Raw genomic sequence first — 22,240 nt, forward strand, 5'->3', positions numbered from 1 at the left:
ACAGTCTACGACCGGTGTCCACGCGCGGCGGGTCCGTCGTGCTGCTCTGATGTTCGAGCGGTGGCTTGCGCTCCATCAACACAGCAAAGGGGTGAGGGTTTCGTATGCATGTGGCCACGGGATACGCTCCTGCTCCAGCAGCAGGCCAACCCCGTGCTGCGCCGCATGATGGACGAGGTGGGCAAACAACGCCGCTTCGCTAGCGTTCAGATTCGCGAGCTCGGTGCGCTGCGGACCCGCGCCGTCGACGGCAAGGTGGCGGAATTGCTCCAGCGTCGCCATGTTCATAAGGACGGTTTCCGCCTTGATTCCGTACCCTCGCAGTTCATGGACGAATTGTAGGCCGGGCGCGTCAATGTCACCCCAGTAAAGCACTCGGTCCGCGTTGGCCACCCAGTCGATTCGGGCGTACTGCGCGACACTGAAGCCTTGGCCGTGGAGAACGGCGACGCCCGGGCGGTCGCCGGTAAATGCGTATCCGGTTTCCTTGTTCTCGATGATTAGAACGGTGCGGGGCCTGTGTTTCCAGGCGCTGAGGTCGTTCACGCTCGCGGCGAAGTTCCGCATGCCGCCTACGCCGTCGCGAATGTGGGGGTCGAGGACGGCGACTTGGACGAGGTCTGGTGGTACGCGGAGCCCGAGGCGTTGGTGAAGGCGGATGCGGCTGGAAGATCCGGCGGCCGCGGGTGCCTCGACCGCGTCATCTTGGTCGCTGTCGCCGAGGAGAGCCAGTACGAGTCGTGCATGTTTGGCGAGCCATTTGGTGTCGAGGCCCTCGATGGGGAGTTGGCGAAGCAGCATGCCGGAGGCGGGGTTGTTGTGTAGCCATGCGGCGGCTCGGGCGAGGCGCTGGTAGTCCGCGTCGTCGAGTTCGGTGATGCGGCGGATGATGCCGGCGAAGTCGGCGCAAGGAAAGGTCCGCTGCAGCGTGGTGAGCCGCTGGCCGCATCGTCGCCAGGTCGCGTGGGTGTCCGGGTGGCAGGCGGCAGCCTCGCCCGGATGCCGCAGCATCAGCGCCCGCGGCATCGGGTGGGTGCCGGTCGGGAAGCGCAGGTTGGTGTCTTCGACCTGTCCAGGTCCGCGGTACGACGCCCACTCGTCTGCCCAGGCGTGGCAGCCGATCGGGTCCAGTGAACGTTGGTCTGTCGTCGGTGGATGGAGCGGGATGCGCATGGGCCAGGCGCCGGCCCCGCGGGCCCACGTCGGATAGTCCTGCTGGAACCGCCGGCGCACCCACGCCATCACATCCTCAGGTCGGCGCATCGCGGTGGTCATTCCTCGTCGTGCCGGGCCGCGAGCTGCCCGAAGGTCGCCGAGGCGGCGTTGGAGCGCGGGCCGTCGGGCAGTTGCCGCTTCTCCACGAGGACGGCCTGTCCGATGAAGGGCTCAATGATGCCGGACATCCGGATAGGAGCCGCGATGACCAACTGGAAGCCGAACTCGTGAAACACACTCAGCGCCTGGGCCGCGAACGTTTCGTCGGACTTGCTGAACGCCTCGTCGAGCATGAGCGGCGCGAAGAGCGGTACGCCGTCGCCCGTGCCGTCGGCCAGGTTGTAGGTCAGCGCTGCCGCCAGGCAGAAAGCGACGAGCTTTTCCTGTTCGCCACCGGAGTTCGTGGAGGTGTTGCTGAAGGTGGCGAGCGTGGTTCCATCCTCGATCACTTCTTCGCGGCCATAGAAGGAGTAGGTGTTCCGCACGTCGAGGACGTTGTCACGCCACTGACGGCCGTCGGTGGTGTCCGCGGTGAAGCGGGCCATCAGCTGCCGGACCCGCTTGAATTGGAGCCGAGACGCCTCGGCGTCCTTGCGGGCGGCCGGCGCGTGTCGCAGTAGCGTGTCTACGGCATTGCGGAACAGGCGCGCGTCCTCGGACGGCTGCGCCTTGTGGGCGATCTGCAGCCGCGTTCCGGCATTAAACTCCACGCGCTGCAAGCCCTCGTTGACCATGGTGATCCGCTTGCGGATTTCGGTCGAGGATTTCTCGACCTCGCGTTGGAGGAAGCTGATCGATGGCACCATGTCGTCGGCGATCAGTCGCTGAAATCGATCCATCGCTTCGGGCAGGCGCCGCCGGGCGATTTCGTCATGCAGGGCCACAAAGTCTGCACCGCTGCGTTCGACGTCACCACTGGTATCGGGCGCGGCGTCGGGCCACTGTTCGATGAACGCCTTGATGGACGACTCCAGCTTCGTCTGAGCCACCTTCCGATCGCCGTCGGCCGCGTCACGGCGCGCAGTCAACTCTCTGCGCATGGCGACCACGACAGGCTGAAACGCTTCCGGATTGAGGGGTACCGCCGTTGCGGCCAGTACCTCGTCCAGAAACTCTCGGTCGCTGGGGTCATCGACTTCGTGCGGATGGTTTTCCAACGACTCTTGGAGGTCGACGAGTCGGGGCATTCGCTTGGTGAGCGCCTCGATCTCATTGCGGATTCCCGCACATTTCTGTTCGGCCGCCCTATGGCGGTCCTGCGCGTCGTTGCGCTCCTTTTCCAGGCGTCGCAAATCCTCGTTCTCGTTCCGGATCGCCTCGATGCGCTGCTGCAGCTCGTTAATGCGGCGACTCGTCTCCCACTTGTCGAGGACCGCCCAGGCGGAATAGTCATTGAGCTGGCGCACAGCGGCGATCGTGTTTTCCGTCGCACGCAGGCGATTCTGATGCTCGTCCGCCTTCTCGGTCGCGATGCGGCGCTGTTCGTGGAGGGCGTCAACCTCGGCCTTCAGCGCCTCCCGCTTGGCGATGGTGTTGACGCCGAGGATGTAGCTGGACGGATTGGTGACCTCCTCACGATCGTCTTTGCGGTAGTGGTTGCCGGGCAGCTTCAGCGTGCCGCGCACGGTCACGGCCAAGCGGTGCTCGTCGAGGTCATCGGCCGTCTCAACGCAGACGTGCTCGAAGCGCCGCGCGAGCTGGGCTGCCAGCCACGTGCGGTAAGGGTGGCTCTCATCGACGATCAACTTGGTGGCCAGGGTGCCAGGCCGGAGAGCGGGCTGATGGTTGGAGGTGGCCGTGACGGTGCTGTACTCGACGATGCCCCTCATGTCGTTCTCGTCGATGAACCGCCGGACCGTGGCTGCATGGTGTTCCGGCACGAGGAGGCGGAGTCCGTAGTTGCGCAGGACCTTCTCCGCGGCCGGCCGCCACCGGTCCTCGTCGGGCGCGAGGTCGACGAGCTCGGCGACGTAGGGCAGATCTGCCACAGGCACGCCCGCGCCGTGGGCAATGGTCAGGCGTCGGGCGACTTCCCGCTTTGGAATCAACGTGGGCGCCGACTGCAGCGCCTCCAGTTCCTCCTGCTTTTCCCGGTACGCCCGCCGGGCCTCGCTGAGGGCGTCCGCGACGTCGTATCCGGACTTCTTCAGGTCCGTCTCGGCTGTCTGCGCGGTCTCAAGAATGCGGGGAAGCTCGGCCTTCAACTGAGCGAACGCATCAGCCGTGGTCGGAGCTTCGCGCTGAAGCCGAGTCACGATTCCACTGTAGGCGCGGTAACCTGCCTTGGCCGCCTTGTCTTCAGCTTCGGCGACGCTGAGCGCCGACTCCAAGCCGCGTATCGCCTCGGCGTCGGTTTCCCACTGCTTGTCGAGGAGCTTGAACTCGTTGAACCGTTTTTCGCGTTCGTTCTCCTCGATGCCGAGCGTTTGGTCCAGCTCTTCCAAGCGTTCGTCGATGCGCTCGATTTCACCTTCGGCGGCGTGGAGGTGTGCGCCGCGCAGGTATCGTTCGAGCGGATCGCCCAGCAATTGCCGCGTACGGTTAAGGGAGGTGCGCGATTCCCCATACTGTTCCCACAATTCGGGGACGTCTCTCAGGACCCGTTCCTGGCGGTGAGCGCGCTCGGCGGTTTGAAATGCGTCGTTGAGGGGCGTGAAGGAGGCCACCATCCGCGCCGCGGCAGCGTAGGTTGCGGGCTTGTCGAGCATGTTGTCGCGGATGAACAGGTTCAGGTCGCCGACGTTCTTCAGCGCCTTGGCCTTGCCGAGCAGCGAGATGGCGGTCTTTGACGTGCCGAGACCCACCCGACGGGCCAAACCCTGGATGTAGTTGCCTTGGTTGGAGCCGGGGTCGTCGAGTGGCGGATACGTCGCCTTGAGCCATCTGGTGTCGAACCGCCGGGCGGCCCACTCTTCCAGGACCTCGAGGGAGAAGTACCCCTCGTGGAGCTGGTACAGGGACTTGAGGGAGCCGCCGTCGGTTTCCGTGCCGGTGAACCACTTCACCACCACGGCGGTAATGACAGAGCCGAGGCCGTTGTCGTAGGTCGCCGCGATGGCCGACCAGGTGGGCTTGCCGCCGCGCAGGTACTGCACATGCGCTTGATCATTTTCGTCGTGGTTCTCCGACCAGGCGCCGCGTACGTAGTCGGCGATGGAGCGAGTGCTCTGCTTGGCGCCACGCGCGGTGAGGTCGGCCGAGGCGTTGAAGCGCTGGTCCGTGCTGGGCAGCAGGACGGCGGAGTGGGCGTCCAGCAGGGAGGACTTGCCGGAGCCGGACAGACCGGTCAGCAGCACGCCGCGCTCGTCAACGTCGATCGACTTGTAGCCGCAGAAGGCACCCCAGTTGACCACCTGCAGGCGCGTGAGGCGGTACTGCCCGAGGTGCACCGTCCGCTTGCGGTGGCGGTCAGGCATGGGTGTCCTCCTCCTCGGCCTCGACATCGGCCACCCCGATCGCCTCACCGCGTTCAATCGCCAGGTACCGCTCCCGCAGCGCCTCGACTCGCTCGATGGTGAGCAGCGAGGTGATGACCCCGTAGATCAGATACCGCGTGGTGCCCTTGACCGGCTTGATGATCGCGGCGTCGTCGAGCAGCTTGATGGCCGTCATGATCTTCTTGTGGAAGGCGGCCTCGTCGGTGTCGCCTGGGCGCTTGTAGGCCAACATGTGGTCGAGCATGTCGGCGGTTTCGACGACCGGGTCGTCGGGCGACATCAGGTATTGCTGGTACAGGTACAGAGCAAGCGCGCTCGCGGCCAGGCTCAACGTCCGGGTCCGCAAGATCGTGCGACTCAAGGGATTGGGGTCGTCGGCCTGCCGGGTGAAGGCGTGCCGGTGTTCGCGGTTGATCTCCAGGATGAGGCCGAGCTCGGACAGGCGGCTGCGCAGCACGTCCTCGTACTGCAGGACCACGGGCCAGTGTTTGCGTTGCTTGTCGCTGATGTGCGGCGCGGCCACGAGTTCCTGCAGCGTCCAGCACACCTCGGCCGGCAGCTGGCTGGTGTCGCCGTCGAAGCGTGGCTGCGGCCCAGGGCCGGTGACCAGGGTCCCCACTGTCTCCCCGTCGGAGCCGGCGAAGAACTCGTTCGGATCGAGCAGCGGGCCCGCTGGGGGTGTCAGTCCGGCGTCGTCGAACAGCTCGGGGCCGAAGATGTCTTCGAACGAGGGCTGCGGCTCAGTGGACATTGTGCAGGCCTTCCAGCAAGGTGGCCGGCGCCCTAGGCGCCGAGCCGTGGGGGTGCGGGGACGGCGCTAGGTCGGGTAGCTCGGCGCCGAAGACGAGGTACGGGACGGTGAGGTCGCGGCCTCCGTCGCGGGTGCGGACCTGCACGGTGGTGGTCGTGGTGGGGTCGACGTCGCCGTAGCGGGTGGCCAGCGACCACAGGGCGACGACGTCGCCGGTGCGCCCGGCGGGTAGGTAGGTGAGGACCTCGGGCAGGGTGGCGAACCCGCCGTGTGCGGCGAGGGCGGCGTGGACGGCCGCGCGCAGCGCCGCCCAGTCGATGGCCTCCAGGTTTCGGGCACTTGTCGGGTCGACGGGGAAGTCACCGCCGGCGGCGCTGAGGGGGTCCGGCACGGCGGCGGTGCCGGGATGCAGCTTCAGCCGGCCGACCGAGGCCGTGTTCACGCCGCCGGCGGGCACGATGAAGCCGATGTCGCGCCCTCCATGCAGCCGCTGGAACGCCGCGGCGGCGGCCGCTTGCGCTTCGGCGATGCGGGTGCGCATGCTCCGGTAGTGCAGGACGTCCCCGCCGCGCACGAAGGTGCTGATGCGGCGGAAGGCCATCGCCCGGACCTCCTCGACCTCCTGAACCCGTTGCCACATCGCGTCGATGAAACCGGCCAGCGGCTCGGCCAGGTGCGCGGGGAGGGGACTTACCTGGGCGGTGATCTCCTGGATGTCGGCCTCGAGCTGGGAGCGCTGGGACGGGCGCGCGATGACGGTGGCGAAGGCTGTGAAGGCCTTCCCTTCGGCGGACTCGGCGATGATGTCGTGGCCGTCGAACATTCGCTGCAGTGAATCGGCGAACTCGGCCGGGTCGTCGGTCAGGCTCTGGCGCATCAGCGCGGCGGCGTTGTCGTGCATCAGTTCGCCGTAGCGGGCGATGTCCGCTGGGATGCGTTCGACGAGTTGCACGACCGCGGTCAGCCGGTCGACGAGTTCCCGGTGGCTGACGGTGGGCAGCTCGCCCTTGTCGAGGGCGTCGCGTTGCGCGACCAGCGCCGCGATTTGGTCGTTGATGGCCTCCCGGCGGGCGACGGGGTCGGGGTTGGCGTCGGTGGCGATCTGCCGCATCTCCGCCATCACCATCGTCAGCGCCGACTCGGTCGCTACCGAGCTGTGGCGCTGGAGATTTCGCATCTGCCGCACGGCCTGACCGGCGCCGGTGGACAGCTGATAGCGCTCGATGCGGGTAATGGGGTCGACGCTGCGGTGTAGCCAGCCCTTGCGCGTCCAGCGGGTCAGCAGGACGTCGGCGTCGGGGATGTCGGCGATGAGGGCGTCCGGTTCGGGCTCCTCGTCATCTCCGGTGTAGCCGCGCAGGAGCACGGGCAGGTCGGCGTTGAGCTGCGCGGCGAGTGTCTGCCCGTCGACGATCTGCCCATCTCCGAGGTGGGCCGCCATCAAGGCGAGGGTGACCAGCGCGTGGGGCGAGCGCAGCAGCGACATCGTGACGTCGGCGGCGGAGTTGCTGCGGAACTCGTGGAAAAGCTGTTCGGCGGACTTAGCCGCCATGGGCCATCACCCGCCCCTCCTTGCGCGGGCCCGGGCGGGGCCGGCGCCGACCGGGTGTGATGAGCAGGCAGGAGGGGCAGCCGCCGCCTCGGCCAGCAACAGTGCGGTGTCGCGAGGGGCAGCCGCGGTGTTGCTGGCGACCGTAGGCCGGGGCCGGGCGGCGTTCCATCGATAGGTAGCCATGACGGCACGCACTGTACGGGATCGGGCCGACCGGCAGGAATGGCGAAGATCCAGGCGGCCGTCCGCTGACGCGTCCGCTGGGGTGGTCTGCCCAGTCGGTCGCCGCGGTGCAGGTTTGGTTCGTAGAGGGAGTGCGGTCACGACAGCAGCCCGCGGTTGAGGTCGTCGTTGATGATTTGCTCGCGCTCCTCCGGGCTGGCCCAGTGAGCCCGGCTGCCGGCGAAGGTGCGTTCGACCACGAGGACGTGGTCGGTGATCTCAGCGATCGAGCGCATGTGGCTGATGATCGTGACGAGTCGGCCGGCCGTGCTGTGCGCGGCGAGGGCGTTGAGGGCGTCTTGCAGGACGCCGGAGTCGAGCGAGCCGAATCCCTCATCCAGGAACAGGGAGTCGACCCGGCCGGAGGCCCGGCTGGCGAGTTCGACGACGGCCAGGGCGAGCGCGAGGCTCGCCTGGAAGGTCTCTCCGCCGGACAGGGTCTTCACGTCGCGCGCCTGGCCGATTCCGGTGTCGATGATGCGGAAGTTCTCGGCGAAGCCGAACTTGCCACCGGAGATGGTCAGCAGGGTCTTGCTAGCGGCGCCTAGCAGAGCAAGTTGTCGTTGTCGGACGGCGTTGGCGACGAACTTTCCGTCAGTGAGCAAGGCGGCCAGGTCGCCCAAGGCCGTGACCGTGGGTTCGGCCGCCTGGATCCGGCGGTCCAGCTCGGCGGCCAGTGGTTGGTGTGCCGTGGCCCGCCTGAGGTCACGGCCGGCGTTGTGCTCGGCGGTGCTCGCCACCCGGACGAGCCGCTCCAGGTGGTCGTCGTCGTCGGCCTGGCAGTCGCGCCGAGCCTGCTCAGCCGCCTGCCCCGCCGCGTCGGCCGCCACTCGTGCGGCCTCCGCCTGCTCGCGGCATGCGGCGACCAGCACGACGGTGTGCTTGATCAGGGAGGTGGCCCAGGCGGCTTCGTCGGCGAGGGAGATCTCGCTGGGGCGCAGAGCATGCCCAGTGGCGTCGAGGAGGGCACCGGCGTCCGCGACGCGGTCGGCCAGGGTGTCGAGCTGGCGGCGGAGGTCAGCGGCGGGACGGGTGACGTGGGTGTTGACCTCGGTGTCGAGCAGTCCCGACGCGGTGTGCAGTTCGGCCACGCGGCTTCGCACGTCGTTCAGCCGGTCGCAGAGCTGCTTGAGTTCGTCCTGCCGCTGCTGGGCGCGGTCACGCTGGTGGGTGATGTCCGCGAGCAGGAGTCCGTGGGCCGGGCGGAAGGCGCGCGGTACGCCGCGTGCCGCGCGGTTGAGCCGCACGACGGTGGCCTCATGGTCGGCCTGCGCCTCCTCATGGGCGGCTTGCCGCCGTGCCTGCTCCTCTTCCAATACGGGCACCTGAGAGTCGGCGCGGGTGTAGTCGTCGTGCGCCTCACCGTGGGTGGCCTCGGCCGCTTCCCGGTCGGCCGCAGCGCTTTGGACAGCCGCGGCATGGTGGTGCAGGAGTTGCTCATCCGGCGCGTCTAGGTCGACGTCGCCGAACACAGCGCGGACATCGGCGGTGACCTGGTCGAGGTTGGTGGCGGCGGCCTTTACCTCGTTGAGCGCGTCGGCCAGCGTCTTGTTCTCGGCGATCTTGGCTCGTTCGGTTGCGGCGGCCTCCTCCGTGGTCGCGCGCCTCGCGGCCTTCTGCGCGGCCCGCAGTGCGGTCGCGCCCGCCTTGGTCGCGTCGCTGGGTGCGGTGAAGTCCTCCGGCAGTTCCCGCTGGCACACCGGACATGCGTCCCCGGGTCCGCATCCGTCCGCGGCGATGGCGGTCGCGTTTAACCGTCGCGCGCGGGCGTCCTCGGCCTCGGCCGCTTCTACCGCACGCTCGGCCTCGCGGGCCTCTGCAGACGCGTCCGCCGCGTGCGCCTTGAGCTTGGCAACCTCGTCTCGATAGGCGGTGAGCTGCTCCTCCGCGTGCTGGGCGGCGTCGGTGGCCTGTCGGAAGGCGGCGAGCGCACCCGCCGCGACCCGGTGTGCTGCCTCGGCGAGGGTGACGCGTCCGGTCGCTTCGTCGGCGGCGCGCTTGGCGAGGGCGACCTTCTCCTTGCGGTTGGCGACGTCGTTCCTGCGGTTGTCCAGCACGGTCTTGCCGACGCGGACCTCGCGCTCCTCCTTCTCCAGCCGCTCGGCCTGAGTGTCGAGCTGGGGCACCTGTTCGGCGAGGTGGATGAGCGTGCTGACGGCTGAGGCGGTCTTTTCCACGCCGGTGCCCTCGGCATCAGCCTGGTCGAGCTCGGCTTGGAGCCGCTGCGTCTGCCGGTCGAGTGCGTGCCGCTCCCGGTCGACCTGTTCGCGCCGGCTGGCGATGTCGCCGGCAAGGGCGAGGAGGGCCTGGTACTTCGCCGCCGCGTCGGCGGGCGTCGCGTCGACAAGTCGGGCCCGGGCCTTGTCGAGGGCGGCGTGGCGGGCGCGGGCCGCGGACGCGGCTTCCGCCGCCTTCGCTACGGCGTGTTGGGCAGCCTGAAGGAGGCCGAGGCGCTCCTGGGCGGCGCGCTGACGCTCGGTGGCCTCCCGGATCGTCGCCACAGGGTCGCGCATGAATTCGACGCGTCGTTCGCGGTACTGGCCCAGGCGCCTCGCGAGGCGGGTATGCAAAGTGAGGGCGTGTTCGCGGACCGCGCTGAGCTGGTCCAGTCCGAGCAGCGACTTCAAGATCGTCGACCGGTCCCGGTCGCGCATGCGCAGCAGTTCCTGGAAGCGGCCCTGCGGCAGGATGACCGACCGTAGGAACGTGTCGTAGTCCAGGCCGATGATGCGCCGCACCTGAGTGGTGACGGCGCCCGCTCCGGTGGCCACGACGGTGCCGGCGTCGACGTCGGTCAGCCTGTGCAGCGCGGCCCCGCGGGCGCTGGTGGAGCGTTCCACCCGCCACACCGTGGTGCTGGCCTGGAACGTGAAGGCCACGCTGAGGGTGCCGTCACCGCTGTGGGCGATGAGATCAGAGACGCTACCGCCGTACCAGCTGCACCGGTTGTACAGGCCGTAGCACATGGCATCAAGGAGGGTGGACTTGCCGGACCCGGTATCGCCGAGGATCGCGATGAAGGTCTTGCCGGTGAAGTCGACCGTCTGGGGCTCGACGTAGGAACGCAGGCCCGTGAAGGTCAGTTCCAGGGGCTTCATGCGGCAGCCTCGTCTTCCTCGGCCGGAACGGTGAAGGCGCTGAGGTCCTCGGCGAGAAGCTCCTCAACGGGGAGAGCCGGCGGGAGTTCGTCGCCCGCGTGGTGCAGCAGGGTGCCGAACAGCTCGAGCACGCGATCGGCGCTCGCCGCACGGGTGCCCTGCTCGGCGAGGTAGGCGCTGAACATGGCAACGTTGTCCGGTTCGCTCCCGGCGGGCGTGTCTGGGGTGATGAGGTCGAGCTTGCGGTCCGCCGCGTTCTCGTCGATCTGCACGATCGTGGCGTCGGGGAAGAGCGCCCGGATCTGCCGCGACAGGTCCGGCTCGTGGCTCGGAGTGTGGACCACGATGCGGCAGATCTCGGTACTGATCGAGTCGGCGCGTGCCCGGAGCTCGTCGAGCGTGCCGGTGGCGACGTCGAGTCGCCGCCCGGCGTGCAGCGGGAGGCGTTCGATGCGGGCCGGGTTGCCGGGGTGAAGGTGGGCGAGGACGACGCTCTTGGCCTCCCCGACTTCGCCGAAGTCGAGTTGGATCGGCGAGCCGGCGTACGCGCCGCTGACATGGCCCGGCAGCTCCTGCGGCTTGTGGATGTGCCCGAAGGCGGCGTAGTCCACCGGCGGAATCTGCTCCGGGTCGGTGGCGTAGAAGTCGCAGGTGTGATTCGGGTTCTCCGTGCGCGACGCAACGCTGCCGGCGAGGTACTGGTGCGCGGCTAACACGCTGACGTCGCTGGCCGGGTCGAAGTCCTCATGCAGGCGATGCAGCAGCTCGCGCTGCACGGCCGCGATGTGCGCGGCGTAGGCCTTGCGCCGGGCGCTGGGATCGTCGAGGACGGTGACGATGCGGTTCGCGGTGATGAACGGCAGGGCGGCGAGGTGCAACCGGCCGTCGCCGACCGGGAACCGGAGCACGGTGCCCACACGCACGGCGTCGGGGTCGGCGACGATGTGGACGCGCTCGCCGTGACGCAGCAGCCCGTGGAGCCAGTGCAGCAGTGGCGCAGAGTCGTGGTTGCCGGAGATGACGACGACGGGGGCGATCGCCGACAGGGCGCGAAGGACGTCGGTGGCGAGCTTCATCGCCTGCACCGGCGGCCGCTGCTGGTCGAAGAGGTCGCCGGTGTTGAGGATGAGGTCGGGCTGCGCGGCGGCCGCGATGGCGGTGATCTCGTCAAGGACCACCTCGTGATCTTGGTTGCGACTGTGGCCCCAGGTGGTTCTTCCCAGGTGCCAGTCGGAGGTGTGGAGAACCTTCATCGGAGCCTCTTCCCGGTGGTGGTGGCGGCGGTGGCTCGGCATCGCCGGTGTGTGGGCAGGGGGGTACCGCGCGATCGGCCGGTATCCGGGTGCTGATCGCGTGGCGGAGGTTGGTGCTGGTCTAGGCGGCTCGGATGCGGTGCCGCATGAGGTGCTCGAGCATGGAGTGGTTGGCTTCCCAGCCGTCGGGGAACTTCGGCTTCGTGTTGAGCGGGACCGGGTCGACCGACGGGTGCGCGTCGAGAAGCTCGGCGATGCCGGCCCGTCCGACCACGATGCAGGCGTGGCGGTGTCGGGAGGTCAGCACGCACAGCCGTCCGGATTCCAGGTGGAACGCGGTGGCGTCGCGGCGCCCGGACAGGGGGTGCAGCACCACCACGACGTCGAACTCGGCGCCCTGCAGCCGGTTGGCGGTGTCGACGCGGATGGCCGGGTGACCGACGCGGGTCAGTTCGTCCTTGATGGCGGCGACCTGGTCACGGTGTACCGCGCCGATGGCGACCCGGTCCGATCGCACGGGCGCACCATCGGGCTCGTTCCGGGACTCGACCATGGCGCCGCGTTCCAAGGTGCGTACGGCGAGGGCGACGACGTGCTCGACGGCCTCGGCGTCCGTGCGCAGCGTGTGCCGGGCGGGCAGCTCGACATAAGCCCAACCGGATTCGGCGGCCCGCTCGACGGCGTGGTCGTGGACGCCGCCGAGCCCGTTCGTGGGCAGCCACATCCGCCGGGGCCCCTGCTCGGGCGCCGACTGGAACGGCACGTGGGGATAGAACGCCGCCGACACCGGCGTCGACGCCGACGGGGGCAGCCGCCAGGAGTACGGCAGCTGCAGCGGCTTGATCTCGGGGTTGTTGGCGAGCATGGCCGCGACGGCGCTCTGCATCGGATTCCACGGCAGGCCGGTCCACCGCTCGACGTTGACGACGGAGAACGGGTCCAGCTGGCCGGGATCGCCGACGAACAAGGCGCGCTCGAAGATGAACGCCAGGCGGAGCAGGGTGTCCGAGCGCATCTGGTACGCCTCGTCGATGATGGCCCACGGCCCCCGCTGCTCGACGACCGGATCCAGCCACTTCGCGGCCGTGCCGACCACAATCGGCACGTCGGCCAGGTCACGCAGCCGTTGGCGAATGACGACGCCCGGTCGGTGCAGCCAGTCCGGCGGCACGTAATCCTTTGCGGCGTATCGGCCCACCGAGAGGCTGGGCGCAGCCTCGGCGATGCGGTGGACGAGGTCGTCGACCTGCGAGTTGGTCTGCGCGACGACCCGCACGGGTTCCCCCGCGGCGGCCAGATGCACGGCGGTGCGCACGACCGCCCGGGACTTGCCGGCCCCGGGAGGCGAGTCGAGCACGACGCCACGGTGCGGTCCGTTCAACAGCCGGTCGATCGCGTCATCGACGACGTCGGAGACGGTCGGCGTGGTCACTGCCATTCCTCCTGGGCGTCCTCATCCGTGGGCACGTACTCAGCCGGGGGCCCACCATGCGTCCACGGCGTCTCCTCTCGTCGCGGGAACGCTGGCATCCGCCGCACCTTGGTGGTTAGCAGGCTGTAGCACACCTCCTCGTGCAGCTCGGGGACACTGCCCGGCTTTGGTTCGCGCCCGTTGCCCATGCCCTCCGACAGCTCCAGCACCACCTGCACCCGGTCACCAACCTCGGCGATCGACACCAATTCCGCCTTTTGTCCGATGCGAGCGGGGCTGCGGAGGCGGTTCTCGCCCACCGGCAGGCGTACCGGGTCGGCCGTCTCGACGGTGATCAGCGGTAGGTTGCGCCGCCCGATGCGGCGGTAAGGTTCGGCGGCCGTCACAGTGCCGACGAAGGCCTCGCCCGCCAACCGCACCTCCGCCATGACGAGGGGGTCGTCGAAGGCCCGCTGGGCCTCGTACCGCGCCTGTGCGCGTTCCAGCTCGTACAGTCGCATCGCGGCGGTGACCGCCGAGTCGCGCTTCGGTTGCGTCGCCGGGCTGTTCTCGATCCAATCCGCAGTGCGGGTGAACGCGTCCAAGTCGTGATCCCACCGTTCGGCGACGTGGCGACCGGGCTCCATCGCGGCGAGCAGGTCGATCGCCTGCCACACCCGCTGCCACGTCCCGATCAGCTGATCGTGCAGCGCGGACTCGATGCGGGACTCCACGCGGGCGCGTTCCACGCTGTTGTCGGCGTTGTCGTGGTAGCGCCGGACCAGCGGGGCCAGCACCGTGTTGTCAAAGGTGGGGTCCGTCGCCGGCCCGGCCGGAGGGTGATCCACCGGGTCCTCCACGATCTGGGCAGCCTCGGCGCCGGTCAGGTCTCCGCCGGGGTCCAGCCATGCCAGGACCGTGCCGAGATGCTCGTCCTCTTCACTGCTCTGCCCCGTGGCCCAGTGCGCCGACAGCGCCGCCGTGGCCGGCACGAGCAGGCTCGAGCCCGGGTACTGCACCCGATCGGCGTAGAACGTCAGCCACTTACCCATCCGCGGGACGTTCGCCGGGACCGCCCATTGGCCCGTGGTCTTTCGGAAGCGGGTGGACCGGCCGAGCATGCGCACGAACTCCACGCCCGCGCGGTTGGGTACCCAGATCTGCGGCGCGTCTGCGCAGCGACGCGGGCCGTCCGGCGGCTGGCCGGGTACTGGAGGCCGGTGCAAGGTCATCGGCAGAAGTTCCGCGAACAGCAGCCGGGCCAGGTTGTGTGCGAAGGCGAACCGTTGGTCGCGGTTGCGCGGCTGGGCCACGACGAGCATCCGAGGGTTCTCCCGGTCAATGCCGATCATGGCGGCCATGGGGGCGCTGGCTTCGCCGGCCATCTTCAACGGCACGAACACCAGCGGTGTCGAGCTGACGTGCAGGTGCCGGACCGTGGTGATCCGCTGCGCCTGGCCACGGTCCACGGCAAGCGCCCGCCCGAGGGAGGTCAATAGCGTCATGCAGCACCGCCGAGGAACGCGGTGCGGTAGCTGTGCGCGAGTCGCAGCAGCCGCGCCTGCTCGGCCTGGTCATCCGCCGGGATCCGTGCTCCGGTGGCCAGCCCGACCACCTCGCTCACCGATTCCAGCCCGCCCAGCTCCTCGCGTACCTGCCGCCCGAGCGCCGCGGTCGACCCACGCTCCTCGCTGCGGCAGAACTTCGCCATCTCGCAGGTCCTCAGGCACTGCGGGACGTAACGCGCCTCAACGATGCGCAGGGTGCGCTTGAGCTCCTCCGCCGGCCGTGGATCGAGCCGATTCGGGTCGCGCCACCGGTCAAGAGTCGCGCCGGCGGGCATCATGGCGACGATCGCGTCCAGGCCCTGCATCCGTGACAGCTGCCGCCGGACCGCGTTCAGATGGTTGGTGATGTTGACCTTGACGGCGGTCGGCCGGTTGCTGAAGTCCTTCGGGCAGACCAGCACGACCTCCGGCGCGACGAGCTGCTCATCCAGGCCGCGGGAGCGCAGCAGCTCCCGCATGGCGTGCACGTAGACGGCAGCCTGCAGCTCGGCGGCCGCCACCGAGGCGGCCGGCGCCTGCCCGTCGACGACCGCGAACGACTTGATCTCCACGATGTAGAACTGGCCGTCGAACCGGAACGCGATCAGGTCCGGCTCGAGGTAGACCGGATAGCCCGCGACCACCAGTTCCAGCAAGGGGTGGTCGAACAGGGTGCCAGCGTCCTCGGCCAGCGAGCCGGCCTGGGTCAGCAGCCGGACGGTGTGGCGGTGCCGCGCCGAGGGGCTCGCGTTCCCGCCGACGGTCTCCAGATCGTCGTAGGAGACCTCGGCCAGCGGCAGGCCGAGCACTTCGCGCAGGAGCGTGAGCAGCTGCGCGCATCCGTTGGCCTTGACCTGCGCCTCGAACGCGGTGCCACGCGTGAGGGCGAACTGGGACTGGTCCGCCGACATCGCGAAGCCGAGCGCCGAGCCGAGCATCTGCTTGTCGATGCCTGCAGCGTCCAGAACGCTCCTCCGCTGGCAGCCGGGGTTGGCTGTGAGTGCGGCGAGCCCGCGGGCGTTGAGCTTCCGGCGTTCTTCTGACCCCCGCAGCGCATCGAGACGCGCTTTGAGATCGTTCACGTGCCCTTCCTTCGCGTGGGAAGTGCGATCGAACAGCGGAGCGGTGGCGTCTACCCCTCGCCCATGGTTGCCGGGGCGAGTCCGAGTGTGGTGCCGAACATCTGCTGTAGATCGTCGAGCTTGATGACCCGCCGAGCGGCCGCTTCGCGGTGCGAACGGTCGGCGTCCTCATGAACTTCAAGTTCTGTGCGTGCTGCGTGCTGGACGGCGTCCGGGGTCATGGAGTCGAACGTCCGTGCCCCGCCAGGGATGTTGGCGGCGAACTCCCACAACAGCCGACGCGCGGGTAGCGTCGCCCACTCCGGTTGCCGAAGGTGTTCAGCGACCCGGATGGCTGCCTTGAGAAAGTGCACGCGAGGGCTCAGTGGTCCGACGACGCGCGCCTCCATCGACCACGTCGATACCGCCAACAGCCCGCGCGCGGGCGACAACCGATCGGCCGTCAACGCCGCGCAGATGTAGTACGGCCGACCGTGCCGGTTTGTCTTGAACGAACGCTCCTCGTCCCGCCGAAGGCTGGTCAACTGCCCACTCGCAAGCGTCCCGCCGAAGAGCGCGTTATGGAGAGCGACGATCAACTTCGGCGCCGCCGGGACCGTGAGGAACGTCAGCGCCTGGTGCACCTGCTCCCGGACGGGCAGCAGCGGTGCGGTCGGCGCCATCGCCGCGTCCTCGAGCGGCTCCGGCCCGGCAAGGGTGGCCAGGGTCGCGTCCCACTCCGCCTCCACTTTGCGCAGTTCGGAGCGGAGTCGATTGGCCCGGGCGCGGTCGCCCGCCATCGCGGATCGCCGTACCTCCGCCCGGAGGTCATCGATCCGCTGCTCGAGAGCATCCATCGAGTCGGCCACGACGAAACCTTAACCGCCCCAAGGCATTCCAGCAAGTTCCATGGGCTTCCAGATTTTTGTCCGTTCGATGGCGCGAGCGCCGGCCGGTCATCGGCCTGAGTTCGTGGCCGGCCGGTTGTAGGGACTTGCAGAGCCCTGCTGTCATCCATAAACGCCAGCGCTCGCCGTGCCCGCCGCCTCGGCTTCGACCGAGGGCGCGGACTGGATTCCGGAGGGCGTGGACCCGGGGGCTGGCTGATCATCACCCGTGACCGTCGCCTCAGGAGCGCCGCCTGAAGATCGTCCCCATGACGAGCCCGGGCCAGGATGATCGCCCTGACAGCCGTCGACTCGGGCAGTGTCTTGGGCAGAGGGGGTCGCGACGAGTCGCTGCTGTGATACCGAGCGGGTCGGACTCCAAGGTCGGGAACTGCCCAGGAGAATTGTCGTCAACGCCAAGGTCCCTCATCTGGTTGGCACCCCAAGGAAGGCGTCCGCGGGCGCGCCCTGTCGTCTATCACTGCGCCACGTGCCGGTTGGCAAGCCCGCCAGCCTCGCTGGGAGCGCCATAGCCTGGTGTGCCTGTTGTGAGACGCCAGCTGTTGCTGATCTTCGATGATGCGTGGTGTGTGCTCTCCAGCCGGCGCCATGCTGGGTCAACCGGTGCCGCTTGGAGTCAACCGGGGTCAATGATCATGGTCACTGGCGCGCCCCGTGTGGTCCATGTGTGGTCATCGCCCACCCCCGGCCGGCCGGGACGACGCAGGTCAACGTCGGCCACTCCCTGGCATCCCAGGGCAACCCGCAGGTCGCTAGACTGACGACTCGCGCCCTCGTAGCTCAGGGGATAGAGCAACGGCTTCCTAAACCGTCTGTCCCGCCGTTGGCCTGCCGCTACTCCTCGTCGGGCTCGCCCAGGTGCGGGCGATGCTCCGCGATCCACGCCTCCACGTCGCGTTTCAGCCACACCGCGCCCATCCCGAGCCGGTCGTACGGCCCAGGGAAGTCCGGGCGGTCGATGATCTGCCGCGCCCGCTGCCGGCTGACGCCGAGGCGCGCAGCGATCTCCCCCCGCTCCATACAGGTGCCGTGGCATGGCCGCAGGGTAGCCATGCAGTAACTGGTCAAACCGCAGCCTGTCTTACAGCAACTGGTCGCGTTGCAGGATGCATCTTGACAAGGGCTAGCCATCGACGAACGATAAGCACATGCCGCTGACTAGGACACCCCACCCCATACCCACAGGTCCACGACACCGCCGGGGTTGGCGGACGAGATGGCGGCGATGCACCTGCGGCCTGCCCTGGCCGTGCCCCGATCGCGGCCCAGTACCCCCGGCCGAGCCCTCGCCGACATACCGGGGTGCCGCCTCGGTGCCGCCGCCACTATGGAGACGGGAGGTGACGGCGCTGTACCCGCCAATTGGGCGGGCGGGGCACCTGACGCCCGCGCAGTCGCGCCGGGCAGGCGTTCAGTGGTGAGCGGCGCACCGGGATGCCCCCACACGCCGATGCGCCCCCTCTGGCGGTGCCGCCGCTGTGGCTGCCCCTGGCCCTGCTCCCCCGCCCGTCTGGCGCTGCTGGCGGAATACCGGGACGCCCGCTCGTCACTGGCCGTATACCTCGCACTCGCTCTCGCTGACGCCCTGAATGATCTACACCGCCTCGGCCTCGACAACCGTGGGGTGCACGCCCGGTTCCTCGGCTGGCTGCGCTCGGAGCCTCCGGATAAGGGTGGCGACCTCCCCTCGCGCGGTGTTCGCCGCTGAACTTCCTACGGTCACCGACTGGATGCCGGCGTGGGAAGACCTCAGGGACGTCCTCGTCGCAGCCCTCGCCGTTGACGTCGACGTAGACAAGACCACGTTCGTGAGCTAGCGGTGGGCTTGCAGGTGCCGGCGGCATCAGTCCGCTGATGAACGAGACTGCGCCGCACCAGCCACAACCGCCTGCGGCCGTCGTCGATCCGCGACGGCGGCGGTCTACAAGCGACCCGCAAGTGGAGGTTGAAGAAAGCGATCGGGACGGCCTTGGCGCGACTGCGGCGAGCCGCTGTCGACTGCTCGGACGGCTGGGTCATTGCCGGGCTCGGACTCGTGGTAGCCGTCTACCCGCGATTGACCCGGCGGGGCCGAGCGGGTGTCGGTCGCCGTGCCGGTCCGCGGGTCTCTCCAGCCTCGGGTTGCTCGGAATCGACGCTGGAAGGATCGTCGAGCAGCGATGAGCGGAGGCGTACAGCAGAGCAAGCATATCCGGTGAGGACGGTCCTATGGACTCCGCCAGGCGATGAGTGCCTCACCCAAATGACCTGGGCGCAGAACTTTGACTGCTCACGCTCCCGTACCGAATGGGTGCCGACAGCACTGTATTGATCATGGTGAGCCGAACCAGTGAGATCACCCTGGCCTTCGACACGCTGCCCACTCGCCGGGTTCACTCGAGGCCAGAACTGCTCCGGCATCGGGTTGTTGTGCTGGCGTCCGCAGCCGCGGCCGAGGAGATAGCGGATGGTCCCGGCGTCCCCTGCTCCCAAATTGCTCCCAATTTAAGGGGCAACAGCCGGGAAGCTCGTTACCGGTGGCTCCGGCGACGGGCTTCCTGCCTGTATATATTTATGGTGGGCGATACTGGGATCGAACCAGTGACCTCTTCGGTGTGAACTGTCGGCGATGGGGTGCGGCGGGGGTATCTTCCGAGGTCAGACGGGTTGCTCCGGCTCGTCTCGGTGCCATGTGGCTGGCACGGTTGCTGTACTTCGCTGCTGTACTGCTGGCGTTGGTCGCTCGACCTGCCTGGTCCATCCGAGGAAGCGGTGATGCAGCACGCCGGCCGGCGTCCACGGCATGTCCTCGGTGGCCTGGACGAGGTACGAACCGAGGTAGAGGGCCAGCGACACCGGAGCATCTGCATACTCCGCCCGTAGCTCCCGTTTCCGCGTCGGGCAGGGCCAGGGCATGTCGCAGCCGCCGCAGCTCCAGGTCGGCATGACCGGGCCGTGGGTGGTCACCGCACACCGCCGAGGAACCGGGCGGTGATCGTCCGGGCCTGCCGGCTGGTCGCCCATTCCACCTGCCAGCACGGGTACGGCGCCAGCCGCGACCACCACGCGCGGCAGCCGACGCACATGCCGTCGAGACCGCGGACGTGCACCGCGAGGATGACCCGCTCCTGCCCGTCGTTCACTGTTCCTCCTCCCCCGGCCAGTGGCCACGGTTGATCGGAATCCGATGCCGGGAGCGGCACGGCAGCTCGGCTCCGCACCGGCAGACCCGCCGCCACCGCCGCCAACACCAGACCGGCCGATGCCGACGCGCCAGGGTCAGCGCAACCGCCAGGACGTACTCGTCGTACGGGACCCGCCTCATCGGCCCATCATTCGACCCCTGAGCCATGAACTGTCGTGCCAGCCAAGGTGAAGGGAGCACTGCCAGCTCCTCCTGCCGCAGCTATCGGAGGCGTGGATGCCCGATCGCAGGGATGCGCCGGACATCCACGCCGGCGAGGACGGCCCACAGCGCCAACCGGGGGAATCGACCTCCTCGGCAACCTCCCACAGGTACCGTTGGGTAGTCAAGGGGTGACGTAGGTGGTCTACTCGTGTTGCCAACCGAGGGGAAACACCGTGCCACCGCGTTACCGCTATGAGCAGATCGCCGACGACCTTGCTGGACGCATCTCGTCCGGGGAGTTCCCACCCGGCTCCAAGCTGCCCAGCCGGCGAGAGTTGATCGAGCACTACGGGGTCACGGAGCCGGTGATCGACCGCGCCATGCAGGTGCTGTGGATCAAAGGGATGACCGAGACGCTGCCGGGCGTGGGCGTCTTCGTCGCCGAGTAGTTCCCCTAGCCAGCCGCCCGCCGGTGGGGCATCGACCCCTCGTTTGTAAGGCGCTTCCGCCAAGAGTCGCTACGTCCGCTGGGGTCCATCGGCGCGGCTTGTCGGAAGCAACCGTGCACACTCGTCCAGCCTCGGCCGCCACCGTTGATGTCAACGACTGATGTCAGGCTCGCCCTTGGCGACCTGGCGATCGCTTGGCCCTAGTCCTCGTCGACCCCTTGATGCGATGAAGAGGCGGGGCCTCGCCTCCCCGTGACAGTCACCCAGGTTGCGATGTTCGCTTGGGCTGTCTACGTCCACCACGACGATGGAGGCCCCTGTGGATGAGTATGACGGCAAGCAGATCGTCGGTATCGATCTGCATCGGCGGCGCACGGTGATCGTGCGGATGACGCAGGCCGGGGAGCACCTCGAGACGTGCGGATTGACAACGATCCGCTGACGTTGGGGTTGGAGATCGCGAAGGCCGGTGAAGCACCCGAGGTGGTGTTGGAGGCGACCTACGGCTGGTACTGGGCCGTCGACGTGCTCCAGGACGCCGGCGCGGTGGTGCACCTGGCCCACCCGTTGGGTGTGAAAGGGTTCGCCTATCGGCGGGTCAAGAACGATGTGCGCGATGCATCGGATCTGGCTGATCTGTTGCGTATGGGTCGGTTGCCGGAGGCGTGGATCGCGCCGCCGGCGGTGCGGGAGCTGCGGGAAGCGGTGCGTCATCGCAGCAAGCTTGTCGCGTTGCGGTCCGGACTCAAAGCGCAGGTCCACACAGTGCTCGGCAAGCAGGGCGTCATGGTGCCGATGTCGGATCTGTTCGGCACGGCGGGCGGGAAGCTCCTCGATGATCTGCGCCTGGACCCGGCTTACCACGCACGGATCGTGTCGCTGCGCAGGTTGATCGAGGCCCTTGACTTCGAGATCGACGTGGTCGCTCGGCGCACCGCAGCAAAACTCGCCGGGCATCCGGGATACCGTGCCGTGCAGGCCATCGACGGTGTCGGCCCGGTGTTGGCGGCGATCTTCGTTGCCGAGATCGGTGACGTCAGCCGTTTCCACCGCCCGCAGCAGCTGTGCTCCTGGGCTGGGCTGACCCCACGCCACCGGGAATCCGACACCACCGTGCACCGGGGCCAGATCACCAAACAAGGCAGTCCCCTGCTGCGCTGGGCTGCGATCGAGGCGGTGCAACGGCTCAGCCGCGGCCCGGTCGGCGCGACCCGGATCCGAGTCGGCGCCCGCCGGGGATCCAACATAGGCAAGGTCGCCGCCGGCCGAAAACTACTCACGCTGGTGTTCTACGGGCTGCGCGACGGGCATATCCGCGCCCTGAGCACCCGACCGGCGTGAGCCTGATCCGGACACAGCCAGGACCCGAGGTCGCTGGGGGTCTGACCCTCCCGAACACGGGACGCGGTCGAGCGTTACTTGATTGACCCGGCCCTGGCTGTGGCCGCACCACTCCATGCCGCACGAACAGCGGCGAAGGGATGACCGGCAGCCGGATCCCAACCGGCATGCCGCACGTCCATTCAGGACCTTGGAGAAGACGGCCCCCACAACCTCATAGCCTGCTCCCGGCGCCGCCATCGTGCGATCGCCTCGGGACCGGCGTCAAGGCCACACCCGCTACGCGGGTCGACCTAAAGGTCGAGCCTGGACCCCGACCCCTCACCGACGCCTGCCCGCACCAATCCGGGAATCCAACACAAACCGGTCACAACCGGTCCAGCGTCCGCGCTTGACACGGCCCCGCCTCTTCAGGGATGACCCCCAGAACGATTCCCCATACGTCTAGGCACGTCACACACGCCATCCCCACGGTCAGACCGTGCAGTCGACGGCATGCCGGCCACCATCGCGCACGCCGTGTGGTCCCCACCTGGTCCCCGGACGCTGACACGCTTGGCGGCCGCAGCACGCGGTTTAGGGGTGGACATGGCGGAAGCCGCTCGGCAGTCACCTGGCTTGACCTGCGCCGCCACAAAACCCGCCACGTCCAGGAGCTTCCGTTTCG

General features: G+C 68.5%; 15 protein-coding genes and 1 pseudogene. 3 read left to right on the top strand and 13 right to left on the bottom strand.

Translation table 11 applies throughout. The annotated features are described in order from the left end of the window. Positions 1–75 precede the first annotated feature (75 nt). From GA0070613_RS31645 to GA0070613_RS34255, 13 genes and pseudogenes are all read right to left on the bottom strand, one after another. The gene (locus tag GA0070613_RS31645) at positions 76–1,275 is read right to left on the bottom strand and encodes a Wadjet anti-phage system protein JetD domain-containing protein (RefSeq protein ID WP_089015620.1); all 1,200 of its coding nucleotides are present in this window, start codon (positions 1,273–1,275) and stop codon (positions 76–78) included. Next, positions 1,272–4,631 (bottom strand): ATP-binding protein, encoded by a 3,360-nt coding sequence (locus tag GA0070613_RS31650; RefSeq protein ID WP_172875938.1) that lies wholly within the window; start codon positions 4,629–4,631, stop codon positions 1,272–1,274. The genes GA0070613_RS31645 and GA0070613_RS31650 overlap by 4 nt, the downstream gene beginning before the upstream one ends. Beyond that, a complete protein-coding gene (locus GA0070613_RS31655) occupies positions 4,624–5,271 on the bottom strand; it encodes a DUF4194 domain-containing protein (RefSeq protein ID WP_157746628.1) in 648 nt (215 codons plus the stop codon). The genes GA0070613_RS31650 and GA0070613_RS31655 overlap by 8 nt, the downstream gene beginning before the upstream one ends. A gap of 121 nt (positions 5,272–5,392) precedes the next feature. Next, positions 5,393–6,955 carry a DUF3375 family protein gene (locus GA0070613_RS31660; protein WP_089015623.1) on the bottom strand — a complete coding sequence of 521 codons (1,563 nt, stop codon included), beginning with the start codon at positions 6,953–6,955 and terminating at the stop codon, positions 5,393–5,395. A 320-nt stretch (positions 6,956–7,275) separates the two neighbouring features. Further along, positions 7,276–10,275 carry an AAA family ATPase gene (locus tag GA0070613_RS31665; protein ID WP_089015624.1) on the bottom strand — a complete coding sequence of 1,000 codons (3,000 nt, stop codon included), beginning with the start codon at positions 10,273–10,275 and terminating at the stop codon, positions 7,276–7,278. Next, the gene (locus GA0070613_RS31670) at positions 10,272–11,528 is read right to left on the bottom strand and encodes a metallophosphoesterase family protein (RefSeq protein ID WP_157746629.1); all 1,257 of its coding nucleotides are present in this window, start codon (positions 11,526–11,528) and stop codon (positions 10,272–10,274) included. Before GA0070613_RS31670 ends, GA0070613_RS31665 begins: the two co-directional genes overlap by 4 nt. 121 nt (positions 11,529–11,649) lie before the next feature. Next, entirely contained in the window at positions 11,650–12,966 is a 1,317-nt protein-coding gene (locus GA0070613_RS31675) for an AAA domain-containing protein (RefSeq protein ID WP_197699025.1), read from the bottom strand. Continuing rightward, positions 12,957–14,444 (bottom strand): hypothetical protein, encoded by a 1,488-nt coding sequence (locus tag GA0070613_RS31680; RefSeq protein WP_089015627.1) that lies wholly within the window; start codon positions 14,442–14,444, stop codon positions 12,957–12,959. Before GA0070613_RS31680 ends, GA0070613_RS31675 begins: the two co-directional genes overlap by 10 nt. After that, positions 14,441–15,568, bottom strand: coding sequence for a hypothetical protein (locus tag GA0070613_RS31685; RefSeq protein WP_331716712.1), 1,128 nt, complete (start codon positions 15,566–15,568; stop codon positions 14,441–14,443). Before GA0070613_RS31685 ends, GA0070613_RS31680 begins: the two co-directional genes overlap by 4 nt. Positions 15,569–15,618: 50 nt before the next feature. Then, complete coding sequence (locus GA0070613_RS31690; RefSeq protein WP_089015629.1) at positions 15,619–16,416, bottom strand: hypothetical protein; 798 nt, start codon at positions 16,414–16,416, stop codon at positions 15,619–15,621. An 873-nt stretch (positions 16,417–17,289) separates the two neighbouring features. Then, positions 17,290–17,475 (bottom strand): helix-turn-helix transcriptional regulator, encoded by a 186-nt coding sequence (locus GA0070613_RS31695; protein ID WP_089016315.1) that lies wholly within the window; start codon positions 17,473–17,475, stop codon positions 17,290–17,292. A 1,617-nt stretch (positions 17,476–19,092) separates the two neighbouring features. Continuing rightward, complete coding sequence (locus GA0070613_RS34250) at positions 19,093–19,401, bottom strand: hypothetical protein (RefSeq protein ID WP_089015631.1); 309 nt, start codon at positions 19,399–19,401, stop codon at positions 19,093–19,095. Continuing rightward, a pseudogene (locus GA0070613_RS34255) lies at positions 19,398–19,763 on the bottom strand (hypothetical protein); the annotation flags it as partial. The gene GA0070613_RS34250 and the pseudogene GA0070613_RS34255, both read right to left, overlap by 4 nt. Positions 19,764–19,980: 217 nt before the next feature. On the opposite strand from GA0070613_RS34255, the gene GA0070613_RS31715 reads away from it, so the two are divergent. From GA0070613_RS31715 to GA0070613_RS31720, 3 genes are all read left to right on the top strand, one after another. Beyond that, positions 19,981–20,232, top strand: coding sequence for a winged helix-turn-helix domain-containing protein (locus GA0070613_RS31715; RefSeq protein WP_089015633.1), 252 nt, complete (start codon positions 19,981–19,983; stop codon positions 20,230–20,232). A 319-nt stretch (positions 20,233–20,551) separates the two neighbouring features. Further along, positions 20,552–20,674 carry a hypothetical protein gene (locus tag GA0070613_RS34125; protein WP_269459027.1) on the top strand — a complete coding sequence of 41 codons (123 nt, stop codon included), beginning with the start codon at positions 20,552–20,554 and terminating at the stop codon, positions 20,672–20,674. After that, positions 20,650–21,573 carry an IS110 family RNA-guided transposase gene (locus tag GA0070613_RS31720; RefSeq protein WP_197699026.1) on the top strand — a complete coding sequence of 308 codons (924 nt, stop codon included), beginning with the start codon at positions 20,650–20,652 and terminating at the stop codon, positions 21,571–21,573. Before GA0070613_RS34125 ends, GA0070613_RS31720 begins: the two co-directional genes overlap by 25 nt. The last annotated feature ends 667 nt before the right edge of the window (positions 21,574–22,240 follow it).

The organism is Micromonospora inositola (genome assembly GCF_900090285.1).
GTDB classification, from domain to species: Bacteria; Actinomycetota; Actinomycetes; order Mycobacteriales; family Micromonosporaceae; genus Micromonospora; species Micromonospora inositola.